Here is a 14697-nt window from a genome sequence, read left to right as displayed (position 1 = left end):
GGGGAGAAGTCGCGGTCAGACGTTGAGTTTGTTCTTCTCGGAGAGCACTTCGACGGCTTCGGCCTCGACGCGGTCGACCTCCAGGTGGTGGGGGATGTAATCGCGGGTCTCGAACGTCTCCTTCTCGTCCTCGGCGCCGACGGTACACCAGAGCTGGACGCGCTCGGGGCCGTGCCAGTCGCCCTGGCGGTTCACGTTGAACACGTGGACCGACTCTTCGTCGTCGTAGGCGATGGTCGCGTCCTTCCGAACGCCGGGGTCCCCGTCGATGATGAGTCGCTTCATGGCTCGCGCTTCGGATACGCGGCCATTAAGCGTGTCGAACCGCTTCGGGGCACGCCCACGGCTCTTCGACGGACTCGATTAAGCTGCCAAGACATCGAGAACGAACTCAAGGCCTCTGTGGGTGTGAGAGAACGTAGAGAGGGGGCGTCGATGGCAACCACGGGCAGTCTCAGTAACCCGACGCCGACGCGGAAGGACGGGGTCCGCGTCGACGAGGGTATCGAGCCGGGCGACGACCACATGCGGGTGCACCATCGCGTCACGAGCAGTCGCGACGACCCGAACGGACCGTCAGCGACCGCGACGCCGACACACCACGGCGAGAACGTTTCGTCCCGTGGATTCCGTGCAGACCAGCCCTCGCCGTGAACCGTACCGGTTTTAAGCGCCCGCGAACAAACCCACGTCAAGGTAGATATCCATGAAGATGCCACGCCGGTTCAACACGTACTGTCCGCACTGCAACGAGCACCACGAGCACGAAGTGGAGAAGGTCCGTGGCGGTCGCCCCACGGGAATGACGAAGGTCCAGGGTCGACAGCGTAAGCGCGCGATCTCCTCGATCGGTAACTCCGGGAAGTTCTCGAAGGTGCCGTCCGGCGAGAAGCCGACGAAGAAGACCGACCTCAAGTACCGCTGCAGCGACTGCGGGAAGGCCCACCTCCGCGAAGGATGGCGTACCGGCCGACTCGAGTTCCAGGAGTAAATCTATGGCAGGAAGTTTCATCACCGTCACGTGTCCGGATTGTGAGAGCGAACAGACCGTCTTCGAGAAGGCCTCGAGCGAGGTCGCTTGCGCCGTCTGTGGGCACACGCTCGCCCACCCGACCGGCGGCAAAGCGGACCTCGAGGGCGAGGTCACGGGCGTCGTAGAGGCACGATGAAGTACAGCGGGTGGCCCGAGAACGGCGAGCTCGTCGTCGGCAAGATCGACGAGATCGAGGACTTCGGCGTCTTCGTCGACCTCGAGGAGTACGAGGACAAGCGCGGGCTCATCCACATCAGCGAGGTCGCGAGCGGCTGGATCAAGAACGTCCGCGACCACGTGAACGTCGGTCAGACCGTCGTCTGCAAGGTCCTCGACGTGGACGAGTCCTCGCAGCAGATCGACCTGTCGTTGAAGGACGTCAACGACCACCAGCGCTCGGACAAGATCCAGGACTGGAAGAACGAGCGGAAGGCGGACAACTGGATGCTGCTCGCGTTCGGCGAGGACGTCAGCGACGAGCAGTACGCGAGCGTGGCGAACGAACTCCTCGGCCAGTTCGGGAGTCTCTACGACGGGTTCGAGGAGGCCGCGATCCACGGCGAGGGCGCGCTCGAGAAGACCGACCTCGACGAGGACGAGGTTGCGGCGCTCGTGGAGACGGCGCGCGAGAACGTCTCCGTGCCGTACGTGAACGTCACGGGCTACGTCGACCTGGAATCGCCGAATCCGGACGGCGTGGACGACGTGAAGGCGGCGATGCAGGCGGGCGAGGGCGAGGACGAGGTCCCCGACGAGGTCGACCTGTCGGTGACGTACGTCGGCGCGCCCGAGTACCGCATCAAGGTGCAGGCGCCGAACTACAAGACCGCCGAATCCGAACTGGAGGCGAGCGCGGCGCGCGCTCGCGAGGCGATCGAGGCGGTCGGTGGCGAGGGCGACTATCATCGCGAGCGCCACACCGACGACGAGTAGATGCATTCGGACATCCGCGTCTGTTCGGCGTGGACGTCCGCGCACGACCGACCGGTGTACACGTTCGCGGAGACGTGTCCGGAGTGTGGCGCGGAGGCGGTGAACTCGGCGCCGGCGCCGTTCTCGCCCGAGGACCGCTGGGGCGAGTACCGACGCAAACTTAAGCGACGCGCCCGCGAGTAGCGCGTATGGATGCACTCGACATCGAGGTGGTCGCGGACGTCGAACTCGACGACCCGGTGTTCCTCGAAGGACTGCCTGGTGTTGGGCACGTTGGGAAACTCGCCGCCGAGCACCTGCTGGAGGAGTTGGAGTCGACGCTCGTGCGTCGCGTGTACTCGAACGACCTGCCGCCGCAGGTCGACGTCGGCGACGACGGCGTCGCGGAGTTGACGCACGCGGAGTTCCACGCGGTCGAGTCCGAGGGTCGCGACCTCCTGATTCTGACGGGCGACCATCAGGCGCAGAGCAACGAGGGCCACTATCGGATGGCGGACGCGTTCCTCGACATCGCCGCGGAGTTCGGGTGCGAGTCGGCGTACGCGCTCGGTGGGGTGCCGACGGGCGAACTCATCGAGGAGTACGACGTCCTCGGTGCGGCTTCGAGCGAGGCGCGCGTCGAGGCGCTTTCGGACGTCGGCGTGGAGTTCCGCGAGGACGAACCCGCTGGCGGTATCGTCGGCGTGTCCGGGCTCGTGCTCGGGCTCGGTGGCCGCCGCGGGATGGACGCGGCGTGCCTGATGGGTGAGACCTCGGGGTATCTCGTCGACCCGAAGAGCGCGCGAGCGGTCCTGGAGGTGCTCGTCGAGCTGTTCGAGATCGAGATCGAGTACGAGTCTCTGGAGGAGCGCGCGGACGAGATGGAGGACGTCATCGAGAAGATACAGCAGATGGAGCAACAGCAGTCACCGCAGGTCACGGACGACGACCTCCGGTACATCGGGTAGGGCTGGCCGTTCCCGAACCGGTCTTCTGTCGAGTTCGTTCTGGTAGCGCCAGCGATGGTCGTCGCCGTCGCGTCGATTCAGCTGGGGTTGAACGTCTCTGCGGAGATGCCGTCGTCGGTGAGCGTGACGCGGACGCTCTCGCGGTCGGTGTACGTGGTGCGGTCGGTGCCGAGGTCGGGCGCGCTGGCGACGACCTCGTAGGTGTCGTCGGTCGGGAGGACGCCGGGGCCTTCCTGTCGGCCGCCGGCGGGGACGTCGTACGTGAAGTCGACGACGAACCGCGAGCTCGTGCCCGTGGTCTCGGTTCGTGGGTCGCTCGTGGTGCCGTCGGTCGCGCGTCGGACGACGACGGTGACGGTGTGCGCGGTCTCGGTCTCGTTCTCGACGACGAGGAGGTGCTGTGTCTCAGTGAGCGTCTGGCAGCCGGCGAGGGCGCTGGTGCCGGCGAGTGCGCTGGCGCCGGCGGTGCGGAGGAGGTGGCGTCTCGGGACCTTCATGTTGTGTTCGTTGACGTGCGTGGGGTCAAAAACCGTGGGATGTGGCGCTGACTGCGTCGCGCGTACGCTGACGTGAGCGGGTGGTCGTCCAGTTGGTGGTCGTTCCTGGGGTGTCGTGGAGTTGATGGGTGTCGGCGTGGCACATTTGTGCGCGCGTCCCCTAGCGGCCGTTGAACAGTCGTGTACGGGGTCGAGATCTTCGAGTGGGTGGCGAGCCTGCCGCCGTGGGTGGTGGCTGGGGTGTCGCTCGCGGGTGCGTTCACGGTCGTCGCAGCGTGCACGTTCGCGGTCGCGGAGTGGTTGTTCGACGACGCCGGACGCGCACACGGCCACGGGTCGGGGGCGTCGGTCTCGAGCGAGGGTCGGCGTCGCGTCGAGATCCGCGAGTACCTCGACGCCATCGAGGAGGTGTTCGTGGAGGACCACGAACTCGACGGTGAGGCGGTCGCGTTCTATCTGCCCGAGCGCGACGTCGCGGTGACGTTCGACGCGAAGGCGTACTTCCGACTGCAGGCGACGGGGACGGCGACGGTGCTGTGCGAGCACGAGATGCACGGGCATCATCTCGGTGGTCGGCTGCCGTTCGAGGTTCCGGTCGTGGAGTGGTACGACGAGGACGCCGACCCGGAGGCCGTCGTCCGGGAGGCGTTCGATGCGCTCGGGTTGTCGCCGTCGGCGGACGTGGACGCGGTCCGGTCGGCGTACCGCGACCGCGTGAAGGAGGCGCACCCGGACCACGGTGGGACCGAGGACGCGTTCACGCGCGTCCGCGAGGCGTACGCGACCGCGAAGGCCCACGCCGACCCGGACGTCGAAGCCGAGGTCGACGGGGACGCGACGCCGAAGCCGCGGTCGCGCGCCCGGTAAGTCGACGACGGTCGTCAGTGCGCCGGGGCGGTCGTGGGCACCCTCGACACGAGGGCAACAGGTCTATATGCCGACGCGACCTGGGTTCGTGTATGTCGATTCCGCTGTCCGTCGAGTCCGTCAGCGTCGGCGGTGTCACCGTCGGCTCTGACCTCCTCGGGTGGCTCGTTCTCGCCGCGTTCCTCGTCGGTGCCGTCCTCGACGTCGCTCGACGTCGTGGCGTCGCCCGGTACGCGTACGCCGGTGCGTGGGCGTTGTTCGCGGCGTTCTGGGGCGTCGTCGCGCCGCACTTCCTGTTCACGAAGGCGTCGGCGATCGAGGGCGTGCTCGCCATCGTCGCCGTGCCGGCGTGCCTCTACACGGGCTATCTGCTGTGGAACGGCCGCGAGGGACTGTACACGCTCTCGCGAGCGGTGCTCCTGATGGGCGTCATCTACTATCCGACGCAGGCGATACCGGCGGTCCGGAAGTTCCTCATCGAGCTCGTCGCGGACCAGACGTACTGGGGCATCCAGTTGCTCGGGTACACCCCCGAGTACACGACCGGTCCCGAGTTCGGCTACCAGAACATGTTCGTGTTCAGTGAGTTCGCGACGTACATCGTGTACGCCTGCACGGGCATCGGCTCGATGGCGATCTTCGCGGGCCTCATCGCCGCGGTCGACGCGCCGGTTCGCCGGAAACTGAAGTCGTTCGCGCTCGCGATCGGCATCATCTGGGTGCTGAACCTGTTCCGGAACGTGTTCGTCGCCATCGCGGCCGGGAAGGGCTGGTTCCTGCAGGAGCCGGTGGTCGACCTGGCGGCGCTGGCGGGCGTGGAGGCGACGCACGCGTCGTTCTGGTTCGCGCACAGCGTCCTCTCGCAGACCGGGTCGGTGTTCGCGCTCGTCGGCATCACGTGGGTCGTCGTCCAGGAGCTCCCGGAGATGCTCGGCGTCCTGGAGGAGGTGCTGTTCGTCGCGACCGGGAGCGAGTACGACCTGGAGAGCGCGCTCGACGTCGAGGACCCGGTGGTGCGCGCCGACGGCGGGGAATGATCGCCGCGACGGCGGCGTTCGCTGGTCGATGACCGGCCGCGAGTCGTCCGCGTCGACCGGGCGCGACGACGTCACGTTCCGCGACCGTGCCGTGTTCTTCCCGCGGAGCGACGTGCTCGTGCTCGCGGACCTCCACGTCGGGCGAGCGGACGCGAGCGACGTCGACTTCCCGGTCGGGGAGCGAGCGCACCTCCGGGACCGACTCGTCGCGCTCCTCGACGCGTTCGCGCCCGAGACGGTCGTGTTCGCGGGCGACGTCCTCCATCGCTTCGAGTACGTTCCCACGGTCGCACGGGAGACGCTCGACGAACTCCTCGAGGCCGTCGCCGCGGCGGGCGCGGACCTCGTCGCGACCCCCGGGAATCACGACCCGCAACTCCCCGGCGTCCTGGATGGGCCCACGCCGGCGCGCTTCCGGTTCGACGACGTCGTCGTCTGTCACGGGCACGAACCGCCCGAAGAGGCGGCCGAGTCCGGTGATGCGGGCGCGTCCACGACCGACGTCTCGCTCTACGTCGTCGGCCACGACCATCCGACGATCGACATCGAGGGGCAGCGTCGGCCGACGTACCTCTACGGGCCGGGGACCTACCGCGGGCGCGACGTCCTGATGCTCCCGAGCTTCACGGAACTGGCCGCCGGCGTCGAGGTGAACGGGATGTGGACCGACGACTTCTCGTCGCCGCTCGTCACGAACGCGAACGCGCTACGGCCGGTCGTTCACGACGCCGACACCGACGAGGCACTGTGGTTCCCGCCGCTCCGAGAGCTCCGCGCGTACCTCTGAGAAGTCGACCGTCGGACGCTCGGGCAGCCCAGTCAGGTGTCGGCGGCGACGGCCTCCGCGGCGACGCGCCCGCTCTCCAGGGCGCCCTGGATGCTCGACCAGCGCGTGTAGTCACCGGCGAGGTAGACGCGGCCGTCGGGGTCGCGGACGTCCGGCAGGTCGTCCTGGAATCCCGGCGGTTGCGCGAACTGCGCGAACGGGATGCGGTCGACGTGCCGGCACTCCAGGCCCTCGACGTGCCGTTCCGGATACCACGACGAGAGCGTCGAGCGGACCTCGTCGGCGAGCGCCTCGTCGGTCGCGTCCTGCTCGCCGAGGAACGTCGCCGAGAGGACGTCCGCGCCGTCGGGCGCGTACTCGGGCGCGACCTCGGTGTGGTGCACTATCTGGTTCGGGCGGTCGTCGGCGGCGTTCAGGAGGATGCGTCCCTTCGTTCCGAGGTCGAGGCCGTTCGGTGCGGCGAACCAGAGCGTCACGCACGATTTCCCCTCAGTCGGGACGTCGACGCTGGTGAGTGCGTGCGCGGCGGTCGGCTCGGTCGCGACGACGACCGCGTCCGCACGCACCGTCTCGCTGTCGACGTGCACGGTCGCGCCGTCCGCGCGACCGTCGACCGCCTCGACGGGTTCGTCGCGGACGACGTCCACGCCCGCGGCTTCGGCGCGCTCCGCGAGCTGGGTGGTGATAGCGCCCATCCCGTTCGCGGGCACCGCAGTGCGGCCGCGCGAGAGCATCGCGAACGTGTACTCGAACACGCCACAGCTCGTCGACAGCGACCGGTCGAGCGTGATACCGCCGTAGAACGGTGCGGCGAAGTGCTCGAGGAACCGGTCGCTGAACCCGCGGTCTTCGAGGTACTCGCGGGTCGTCCGGTCGCCGTCGGCGAGCAGCGTCGCCGGGTCCGCGCCGGAGAGGTCCCGGCGGAGTGCGAGCGTCCGCACCTTGTCCCCGAGCGTCACCTCGCGGTTCAGCGCGGACTCGACTATGGCTTCGGGGTCCCCGAACGGGTCCGCGAGCACCGACCGCTGCCCGTCGCGAGCGATGATGGCGCCCGGCCGGAAGTCCCGGAGGTCGAGCGCGTCCAGGTCCAGTTCTCGACGGACCGCGGGGTACGCCGTGAACATGACCTGGAAGCCACGGTCGAACGTGTAGCCGTCCTCGCGACGCGAGCGAACGCGCCCGCCGACGTCGTGCTCGCGCTCGAACACCGTGACGTCCGCGCCGCGCGCCGCGAGCCGTCGTGCGGCGACCAGTCCGGCCAGTCCGCTCCCGACCACGACCACGTCTGCGTCGTCCATACCCGGTCGTTGGAGCGTCGATGGCATAACGACCCGGGGAACGACGTCGGCGAGGGCGACGCGGGGGGCGTGGTCTCGGTCGGTCGGGGCCCGCGATGGACAGGGATTAGTCCCGGCCGTCCGAACGCTCGCGTATGGATACGACGGACGCCTTCGTTGGCCTGGAGTGCGTCGACTGCGGCGAGCGCTTCGACGCCGAGACCGCGACGCATCGCTGCCCGGAGTGCGACGGCATCCTCGACCCGGCGTACGACTACGACGCCGTCGAGTTGACCCGGGAGGACCTCAGCGAACGCCCGTTCGACTCGATGTGGCGCTACGAGGAACTGCTCCCGTTCTCGCGCGAGACCGCGGTGTCGATGGACGAGGGCGCGACGCCGCTCGTCGAGTGCCCGAGTCTCGCGGACGAACTCGGCGTCGAGTCGGTGTACATCAAGGACGAGGGCCGGAACCCGACGGGGACGTTCAAGGATCGCGGGCAGTCGCCGGCCGTCACGGCGGCCGTCCAGCACGGCGCGACCGACGTCGCGCTCGCGTCGGCGGGGAACGCTGGGCAGGCCGCGAGCGCGTACGCGGGGCGGGCCGGCCTGGAGTCGCACGTCTTCCTCCCGGCCAGGTCCGGGTTCACGAACAAGGCGATGGTGAACGTCCACGGCGGCGACATGACCGTCGTCGGCGGCCGTATCACGGACGCTGGCGAGGCGTACGCGGACGCGATGGAGGACCACGAGGACTGGTACAGCGTGAAGACGTTCGTGACGCCGTACCGCCACGAGGGCAAGAAGACCATGTACTGCGAGGTCGCGGAACAGCTCGACTTCGAGACGCCCGACCACGTCGTCTACCCCACGGGCGGCGGCGTCGGGCTCGTCGGGATGCACAAGGCCGCCCGCGAGTTCCGCGACCTCGACCTCGTCGACGACGAGCCCGCGTTCCACGTCGCACAGGCCGAGGGCTGCGCGCCCATCGTGAAGGCGTTCGACGAGGGCAAGGAGCGACACGAGCCCTGGGAGGTCCCGGACACGATCTGTGGCGGCATCGAGATACCGGACCCGGGCGCGAGCCACCTCGTCCTCGACGCCGTCTGCGACTCCGGCGGGCGCGCGGTCGCGACGAGCGACGACGAGATACTCGACGCCGCGATCACGGTCGCGCAGAACGAGGGCCTCGAGATGGCGCCGACGTGCGCCGCCGCCGCCTCGGGCGCGTGGGCGCTCGCCGAGGACGACGCGTTCGACGAGGACGACACCGTCGTCATCGTCAACACCGGCACCGGGAACAAGGAGGCGGACGTGCTCCGCAGTCACCTCATGGGCAAGGGCATCTGAGTCACTCGGTCACGAGCGGCGTCGAGAGTACAAAACGGAGTGCTGGTGGTGCGCGCGAGGAGCGGCGGTGGTCAGTCCGCCATCGAGTGCGCGCGCAGTTGGTCCGCGGCGTTCGCCTCCGCCTCCACGTCGACGGTCGCGCCGGAGCCGACGGAGATGGTGAGGTCGACGTGCCCCGCGACGTACTCGCGTTCGTGCGAGCCCGACGACGACAGCCGGAGGCGTTCGTCGAGCAACGCGGCGTCCGTGAGCGTGTCGAGCTTCCGGTACGTCGTCGACGTCGGGAGGTCGCAGGTCTCCGCGAGCTCGCTCGCCGAGAGCGCCTCGTCCTCCACCGCCTGGACGATGGCGCGACAGTCCTCGTCTTGGAGTGCCGTGAGGAGGGCGTCGGTGTCGACCTCGGTCGTCTGCTCGATACCAATCTGTTCGGGAGCGCGCTGTGCGGACATGGCGTCGTTCTTACTACAACGTACTAACGGACGCCCCTCGTCTTGACACCCATAGAACGATGGTGGTTTAAATACTGGTGGGGAAGGAATTAGGGACATGCGTCGAGATGGCACGGACATGAGCGACGGCATCCGCGCCGAGATACGCGTCGACGGCCCCACGGGCTGCCCGGCGACGCGCGTAGTCGACGAGACCGGGACGACGGCCGAGGACGTCACGCGCGCCGTCTCCCCCGACGGCGATCGCGTCGTCGAGGAGTTCCTCCTCGCCGACCCCGTCGGTATCGACGTCGGCGCCATCGACCCGACTGGCCACGAGGGCGCCGAGAGCGCCGACGACGCAGATGAATCGACCGACGCGACCGACGAGCACCCTGGCGACACCAGCAGGACCGGAGACACGGGCGACGTCACCCCGGAACTCGTGTTCGACTACGGCGACCACGCGACCTACCGGTTCGAGCGCGAGCGCGACGTCGCCTGCCCCTGCGAGGTCGTCGAAGCCCACGACTGCCCGACCGTCGACGTCGCCATCCGCGACGACGGCGTCCACGTCACGTTCCACGTCCCCAACATGACCGACCTGCAGGCCCTCGTCGCCGACCTCCGCGAGCAGTTCCCGTCGCTCGACGTCCAACGCCTCCTCCGGTCGACGGGCGACGCCGGCGCGCACAACCTCGTGTTCGTCGACCGCGGCCGCCTCACCGACCGCCAGCTCGAAGTCCTCGAGACCGCACACCGGATGGGGTACTTCCAGCACCCGAAAGGCGCGAACGCCGGCGAGGTCGCGACGGAACTCGACATCACGCGGTCGACGTTCAGCGAGCACCTCGCCGCAGCCCAGGGCAAGCTCCTCGACGCCATCCTCGAATGACAGTACAGCGCACAGTCCGGGGCGGTCGCCCCAACCCCACGGGTTTTACGTGCGCCACGTCCGGAGTATCTCGTGATGGCCGACGTACGTAGCGTATCGTTGACGACGACGGAGATCGAGGCGTTCCTCGGTGACGGCGGGACTGGCGTCCTCTCGCTCGCGCGCGACGACGTCCCGTACTCGTTCCCGGTCTCGTACGGGTTCGCGACCGACGACGGCGAGTTCTACCTGCGCCTCGGGTACGACGACGACAGCACGAAGGCCGAGTACGTCGACGAACCGTGTTCCGCACAGCTCGTCGTGTACGAGGAACGCGCTGGCGACGACGGGTCGCTCGACATCAAAAGCGTCGTCGTGTCGGGCGAACTCGTCCGCATCCCGAAGGACGAGTTGACGCCGACGGACGTCGCACGACTCGGGAAGGCGCGGACGCCGGAGTTCGAAGTGTGGGAGCAGGCGAAGGAGGACATCGAGTTCACGGTGAACAAGCTCGTCCCGGAGTCCGTCACGGGCCGACGGAACGTCTCCGAGTGACGAAGCCACCGGTGGGCGTTCGAGCGAGGGCGTTGGTTCGAGCGGTTACGGCTGGAACGCGCCGTCCGGCGCGGGCGTGCCACAGACGACGCACCCGTGCGCCTGGATGGCCTCCTTCATCGACTCGTTGACGTCGATGGATTCGGCGCACTCCGGGCACTCGAACCGGTACTCGACTGACTGACTCATCTCGTCTGAACGTACACTGCCACGTCACAATAAAAGACACCCATCATTTGACGGTGCGTGAGAACGCCCCGGCGGAGCGGGCGTTCAGGTGTCCTCGACGGTGGTCTCGGTCTCGAGTGGCGTGCCGTCCTCGCGCTTCGCGCCCTCGGAGTCGTGCACGACGACGCCGTCGCCGGCATCGACTGGCTCGTAGTTGTCGCGGACGCCGATCGCTTCCTCGAGTTCGCGGACGGCGCGCTCCTTGAGCGCCGCGGCGAGTGCCTCGGCGTCCTCGCGCGTGATGTCGCGACCGAGGCCCTCGCACTCGTGGGCGCGAACCATCCCGGCCTCGTCGACGGCGTCACCCATCGGCTGGGTCGTGCCGCCGAGCGCGACGCTGAAGGGATACGTCTCGCAGATGAGCGGTCGGTCCTCGTGGGCGGTGCACGCGCCGGTGCCGTCGGCGTCCTCCTCGTAGAACGTGCAGTCGCCGCAGGCGTCCGTCTGGAGCGCCCACTCGAACGTCTCGCCGCTGACGGTCCCGTCCGCGGCCTCCTCCAGCCCGTACGGCATCGGGCGCGCCACGTCACGCCAGTCGTACGCCGCGTCGCCGTCGGTCTCGACGTCGTCCGACTCGTCTACGTCGCCGCCGTCGGCTGCGCTGTCGTTCGTCCCCTGGAGCGTCCGGACCTCGTCCGGGAACACGGTCGCGGTGTGCGGGTCGTCGGCCTCGCTCTTACAGCACGCGCCACAGCGCGTGCACTCGAAGCCGATGGTCTCGATGGCGTCGGCGAGTTCGGCCTCGTCGAGGTCGCGAGCGCGGTCGAGTTCGGTCTCCAGGGAGTCCACGTCGTCGCCGACGGCGCGCACGAACAAAAGCCGCTCGTCGTCGCGACCGCGGTGGCTGCCGGTCGTCGCGGTCACGGGGGCTACTGGTCGTCGTGGTCACAGGGGTTGCTGGCCGCCGAGCACGTAAGGGTAGCTGGTCGTCGCAGTCGCATGTGTGGCGAGCAGGCGGACCGCGCTACGTCTTGCGCCCGAGCGGGTGGTCCGCGCTCCCGTCTCGTCCGCGCTCGGGTCGACCGTCACGTCACGCCGACCCTGGCCGCGGCATCCCCTATGAACTCGTGGTGGGAACCAGTCAGGGCACGGGCCGGACGTGACCGTGCTCCCAGCGGGCGCGTCCTTCGTGCACGAGCTTCTGGACGTGTGCGTGCACCGTGGCTTCGGCGAGGTCGCGGACGTCGCTGACGTCCTTGTCGTACGCAGCGTCGGTGATCGCGGGGATGGCGTCGGCGCCGTTCCTGATGGCTTCGAGCACTGCGCGCTCGCGGTCGAGACGATGCGCGACGAGTCGCTCGCACGTCTTCCGGGGGTTCTCGATGGTCGGGCCGTGCCCGGGGTGGAGGACGTCGGGCGCCATCGCGTGCAGGCGGCGGAGCGCGGTGAGGTATGCGCGGAGGTCGCCTTCGGGGTGGCCGACGACGACGCTCCCGGCGGCGACCGCGAGGTCACCGCAGAGGACCGCGTCGTCCGCCGCGAACGCGACGTGGTCGACGGCGTGCCCGGGCGTGTCGACGACGGTCACGTCCGCGAGCGTGGTGCCTTCGCGGAACGTCTCGTCGGCGTCGACGCCGGTCGCGGCCGCGAACAGGTCGGTGCGACCGTAGCGGGCGTGCGTCGTCGCGTCGAGCGCGTCCGCGTAGTGCGCGACCGCGCCGAAGTGGTCGGGGTGCGTGTGCGTGACGACGACGTGCTCGACGCCGCGGCCGGCGACGGCGTCGTCGAGCGCGACGGTGCGCGCTGCCGGGTCGACGAGCACCGCCGGGTCCTCGCCGACGACGTACGCGTTCGTCGCCCCGGTCGGAGCTCGCGTCGCCACCTCGACGGGGACGCGCGTGACCTTCATGCGAGAGCGGAGGGAGCGACCGCTGATAAGTGATGGCGGTCGGCAGCGATGGAATCGAGAGGGGCGGTGGAATCGAGAGGAGCGGTCGGCGGCGAGGGTGGCTGTGGTCGGTCGTCGGTGCGTCGTCTCGCTGGCGCGCGTCGGGTATCGACTCAGACGTTGAGGTAGTAGACCTGCTTCCGGGCGTCCTGGAAGGAGTACCGCGAGTTCACGAGGTCCTCGTCCTCGAGGCGGTTCAGCGCGTACCGGACGGTGCGGTCGGGGAGGAGCGACTCCTCGGCGAGCTGGCCCTGCGAGAGCGGGGAGTCGCTCTCGAGGACCTTCGAGACGAGCTTCGCGCTCGGGGGGAGTTCGCGCAGGCGGTCGCGGTATTCGGTGTCTGAGAGTACGTCGTCGTTCTGCGAGCGGTCGTCCGCGGCACTCATGCTCATACCACCGTGACAGCGAAGGTCAGTGTTAAAGGTTGGCTACAGTGGGATACAAACTGTACGAACAATATAAGGTGTATTATTACCAAGGAAGGGAGGGTGTTTAAGTGAGTTCGTTGCTCGAATCTCTGGTTGGTCCGGTGTGTGCAACCGGGGTCGACCGGTGCGTCGCGAGCCGGTCGGCGTTGCCCGGGGGCGACGGCTTTTGTCGACGGCGCGCGAGGCGTCGAGCATGGCCGAGATACCGCCCGAGTTCCACGACCTGTTCGAGCGCAAGTCCTTCGCGCACTTCGCGACGCTGATGCCCGACGGGACGCCGCAGGTGACGCCGGTCTGGGTGGATTACGACGTCGAGCGCGGGCACGTCCTCGTGAACACCGCTCGCGGACGACAGAAAGAGCGGAACGTCGAGCGAGACCCGAAGGTCGGCATCGAGGTGAGCGACCCCGAGGACCCCTATCGGTACGTCTCCGTGCGTGGCGAGGTCGTCGCCGTGGAGGACGACGAGTCCTTCGAGCACATCGACTCGCTCACGCAACGGTACTTCGAACGCGACGAGTACCCGCACAAGGGCGAGGAGCGCGGCCCGCGGGTCGTCATCCGTATCGAACCGGACCGCGTCGTCACCAGCGGGTGACTGCGGCCGTTCTCTGGACCGCTTCGGTCACCTCGACCGCGGCGTCGAGGGGTCGCGGTACGCGCCGAGCATCCCCTTGCAATCGGGGCAGTGAACGCGGAGGAGGCCGTCTCGCTCGTGGCGGACGAGCGCTTCCACGTCGACGTCGGTGTCGCAGTGTCTACAGTGCGCCATACTATGCAGTACGGTACCGTGACACAAATACGTGCGTGGCGAAAGTTCAGTACCGTTTTATCCCAGCAGTGGCCTACCGAGGGATACAGTGAAGGGACAGGAGTGGTACCAGGCCGACGACGTGGCCGCGGAGTACGACGACAAGCGCTTCTCCCGAGGCGGTCGACTCATCGACCGCCGCGAGAAGGAGGCGGTACTGGACGCGCTCGGTCCGCTCGAGGACAAGCGCGTCCTGGAGGTCGCGTGCGGGACCGGCCGCTTCACCGTGATGCTCGCCGAACGTGGCGCGGACATCGTCGGCATGGACATCTCTGCCGCGATGCTCGAGGAGGGCCGCCAGAAGGCACAGGCAGCGGGTGTGTCGGATACCCTGGAGTTCATGCGTGGGGACGCTGCGCGCCTGCCGTTCCCCGACGACCACTTCGATAGCGTCGTCGCCATGCGGTTCTTCCACCTCGCGGACACCCCGAAGTCGTTCCTCGCGGAGCTCCGGCGCGTCTCGAACGACCAGGTGTTCTTCGACACGTTCAACCGGTTCTCGACGCGCTCGATCTACAACTGGGCGCTCCCGATGGGGTCGCGGCTCTACTCGCGGTACGAGGTCGACTCGCTGCTGGAGAAGTCCAACCTCGAACTCGTGAACGCCGAGCACGACTTCGTCTTCCCCTACGGCTTCTACCGGAAGATACCGGACGACGTCGCGAGCGCGTTCCGGTCACTGGACACGAAGCTCCTGTCCGTCCCCGGGTTCGACCGGCTCGCGTCGGTCTCGTACTGGGACACGCGCGTCTAGCCGG

At 68.4% G+C, this 14697-nt stretch carries 22 protein-coding genes; 13 read left to right on the top strand and 9 right to left on the bottom strand.

The annotated features are described in order from the left end of the window. Positions 1–15: 15 nt before the first annotated feature. Positions 16–285: an HAH_0734 family protein gene (locus LI336_RS05630; protein WP_227131741.1), complete on the bottom strand. Its 270-nt coding sequence runs from the start codon at positions 283–285 to the stop codon at positions 16–18. Positions 286–706: 421 nt separating this feature from the next. On the opposite strand from LI336_RS05630, the gene LI336_RS05625 reads away from it, so the two are divergent. From LI336_RS05625 to LI336_RS05605, 5 genes are read left to right on the top strand one after another with little or no spacing between them, the layout of a single operon-like run. After that, complete coding sequence (locus LI336_RS05625) at positions 707–991, top strand: 50S ribosomal protein L44e (RefSeq protein WP_227131739.1); 285 nt, start codon at positions 707–709, stop codon at positions 989–991. A 4-nt stretch (positions 992–995) separates the two neighbouring features. Beyond that, positions 996–1169: a 30S ribosomal protein S27e gene (locus LI336_RS05620; RefSeq protein WP_227131738.1), complete on the top strand. Its 174-nt coding sequence runs from the start codon at positions 996–998 to the stop codon at positions 1167–1169. Next, positions 1166–1966 (top strand): translation initiation factor IF-2 subunit alpha, encoded by an 801-nt coding sequence (locus LI336_RS05615; RefSeq protein ID WP_227131736.1) that lies wholly within the window; start codon positions 1166–1168, stop codon positions 1964–1966. Before LI336_RS05620 ends, LI336_RS05615 begins: the two co-directional genes overlap by 4 nt. Then, positions 1967–2149 (top strand): RNA-protein complex protein Nop10, encoded by a 183-nt coding sequence (locus tag LI336_RS05610; RefSeq protein ID WP_227131735.1) that lies wholly within the window; start codon positions 1967–1969, stop codon positions 2147–2149. It begins immediately after the preceding gene. A 5-nt stretch (positions 2150–2154) separates the two neighbouring features. Further along, entirely contained in the window at positions 2155–2913 is a 759-nt protein-coding gene (locus LI336_RS05605; RefSeq protein WP_227131734.1) for a proteasome assembly chaperone family protein, read from the top strand. Between the two features lie 77 nt (positions 2914–2990). On the opposite strand, the gene LI336_RS05600 is transcribed toward LI336_RS05605, so the two are convergent. Further along, a complete protein-coding gene (locus LI336_RS05600) occupies positions 2991–3410 on the bottom strand; it encodes a hypothetical protein (protein WP_227131732.1) in 420 nt (139 codons plus the stop codon). A gap of 180 nt (positions 3411–3590) precedes the next feature. Between LI336_RS05600 and LI336_RS05595 the strand changes: the two genes are divergently transcribed. From LI336_RS05595 to LI336_RS05585, 3 genes are all read left to right on the top strand, one after another. Then, on the top strand, positions 3591–4277 hold the full coding sequence (locus LI336_RS05595; RefSeq protein ID WP_227131730.1) for a J domain-containing protein: 687 nt from the start codon (positions 3591–3593) through the stop codon (positions 4275–4277). Between the two features lie 92 nt (positions 4278–4369). Continuing rightward, a complete protein-coding gene (artA, locus tag LI336_RS05590; RefSeq protein ID WP_227131728.1) occupies positions 4370–5314 on the top strand; it encodes an archaeosortase A in 945 nt (314 codons plus the stop codon). A gap of 28 nt (positions 5315–5342) precedes the next feature. Next, on the top strand, positions 5343–6101 hold the full coding sequence (locus LI336_RS05585) for a metallophosphoesterase (RefSeq protein WP_227131726.1): 759 nt from the start codon (positions 5343–5345) through the stop codon (positions 6099–6101). Positions 6102–6133: 32 nt separating this feature from the next. Here the strand turns inward: LI336_RS05585 and LI336_RS05580 are convergent, their stop codons facing one another. Continuing rightward, complete coding sequence (locus tag LI336_RS05580; protein ID WP_227131724.1) at positions 6134–7399, bottom strand: NAD(P)/FAD-dependent oxidoreductase; 1266 nt, start codon at positions 7397–7399, stop codon at positions 6134–6136. Positions 7400–7533: 134 nt separating this feature from the next. Here LI336_RS05580 and LI336_RS05575 point away from each other — a divergent pair, with 134 nt between their 5' ends. Beyond that, positions 7534–8727 (top strand): threonine synthase, encoded by a 1194-nt coding sequence (locus tag LI336_RS05575; RefSeq protein ID WP_227131723.1) that lies wholly within the window; start codon positions 7534–7536, stop codon positions 8725–8727. A 71-nt stretch (positions 8728–8798) separates the two neighbouring features. On the opposite strand, the gene LI336_RS05570 is transcribed toward LI336_RS05575, so the two are convergent. Next, positions 8799–9176, bottom strand: coding sequence for a winged helix-turn-helix domain-containing protein (locus tag LI336_RS05570; protein WP_227131721.1), 378 nt, complete (start codon positions 9174–9176; stop codon positions 8799–8801). Between the two features lie 118 nt (positions 9177–9294). Here LI336_RS05570 and LI336_RS05565 point away from each other — a divergent pair, with 118 nt between their 5' ends. Both LI336_RS05565 and LI336_RS05560 read left to right on the top strand, forming a co-directional pair. After that, on the top strand, positions 9295–10050 hold the full coding sequence (locus LI336_RS05565; RefSeq protein WP_438267275.1) for a helix-turn-helix domain-containing protein: 756 nt from the start codon (positions 9295–9297) through the stop codon (positions 10048–10050). 75 nt (positions 10051–10125) lie between these two features. Next, the gene (locus LI336_RS05560; protein ID WP_227131717.1) at positions 10126–10584 is read left to right on the top strand and encodes a pyridoxamine 5'-phosphate oxidase family protein; all 459 of its coding nucleotides are present in this window, start codon (positions 10126–10128) and stop codon (positions 10582–10584) included. 45 nt (positions 10585–10629) lie between these two features. Here LI336_RS05560 and LI336_RS05555 read toward each other — a convergent pair whose 3' ends face one another. The 4 genes from LI336_RS05555 to LI336_RS05540 form a co-directional block, all read right to left on the bottom strand. Continuing rightward, positions 10630–10773 (bottom strand): DUF7560 family zinc ribbon protein, encoded by a 144-nt coding sequence (locus LI336_RS05555; protein WP_227131716.1) that lies wholly within the window; start codon positions 10771–10773, stop codon positions 10630–10632. 84 nt (positions 10774–10857) lie between these two features. Beyond that, complete coding sequence (locus LI336_RS05550) at positions 10858–11601, bottom strand: YkgJ family cysteine cluster protein (protein WP_227132651.1); 744 nt, start codon at positions 11599–11601, stop codon at positions 10858–10860. A 292-nt stretch (positions 11602–11893) separates the two neighbouring features. After that, positions 11894–12661 (bottom strand): MBL fold metallo-hydrolase, encoded by a 768-nt coding sequence (locus tag LI336_RS05545; protein WP_227131714.1) that lies wholly within the window; start codon positions 12659–12661, stop codon positions 11894–11896. A 152-nt stretch (positions 12662–12813) separates the two neighbouring features. Then, complete coding sequence (locus tag LI336_RS05540; RefSeq protein ID WP_368408347.1) at positions 12814–13092, bottom strand: helix-turn-helix domain-containing protein; 279 nt, start codon at positions 13090–13092, stop codon at positions 12814–12816. 229 nt (positions 13093–13321) lie between these two features. Here LI336_RS05540 and LI336_RS05535 point away from each other — a divergent pair, with 229 nt between their 5' ends. Beyond that, entirely contained in the window at positions 13322–13726 is a 405-nt protein-coding gene (locus LI336_RS05535) for a pyridoxamine 5'-phosphate oxidase family protein (protein ID WP_227131712.1), read from the top strand. 27 nt (positions 13727–13753) lie between these two features. Here the strand turns inward: LI336_RS05535 and LI336_RS05530 are convergent, their stop codons facing one another. Further along, entirely contained in the window at positions 13754–13900 is a 147-nt protein-coding gene (locus LI336_RS05530; protein WP_227131711.1) for a hypothetical protein, read from the bottom strand. 88 nt (positions 13901–13988) lie between these two features. Here LI336_RS05530 and LI336_RS05525 point away from each other — a divergent pair, with 88 nt between their 5' ends. After that, a complete protein-coding gene (locus LI336_RS05525) occupies positions 13989–14693 on the top strand; it encodes a class I SAM-dependent methyltransferase (RefSeq protein ID WP_227131709.1) in 705 nt (234 codons plus the stop codon). Positions 14694–14697 lie beyond the last annotated feature (4 nt).

The organism is Halorubellus salinus, assembly GCF_020567525.1.
GTDB classification, from domain to species: Archaea; Halobacteriota; Halobacteria; order Halobacteriales; family Natrialbaceae; genus Halorubellus; species Halorubellus salinus.
This window is presented reverse-complemented; position numbering and strand designations above follow the sequence as displayed.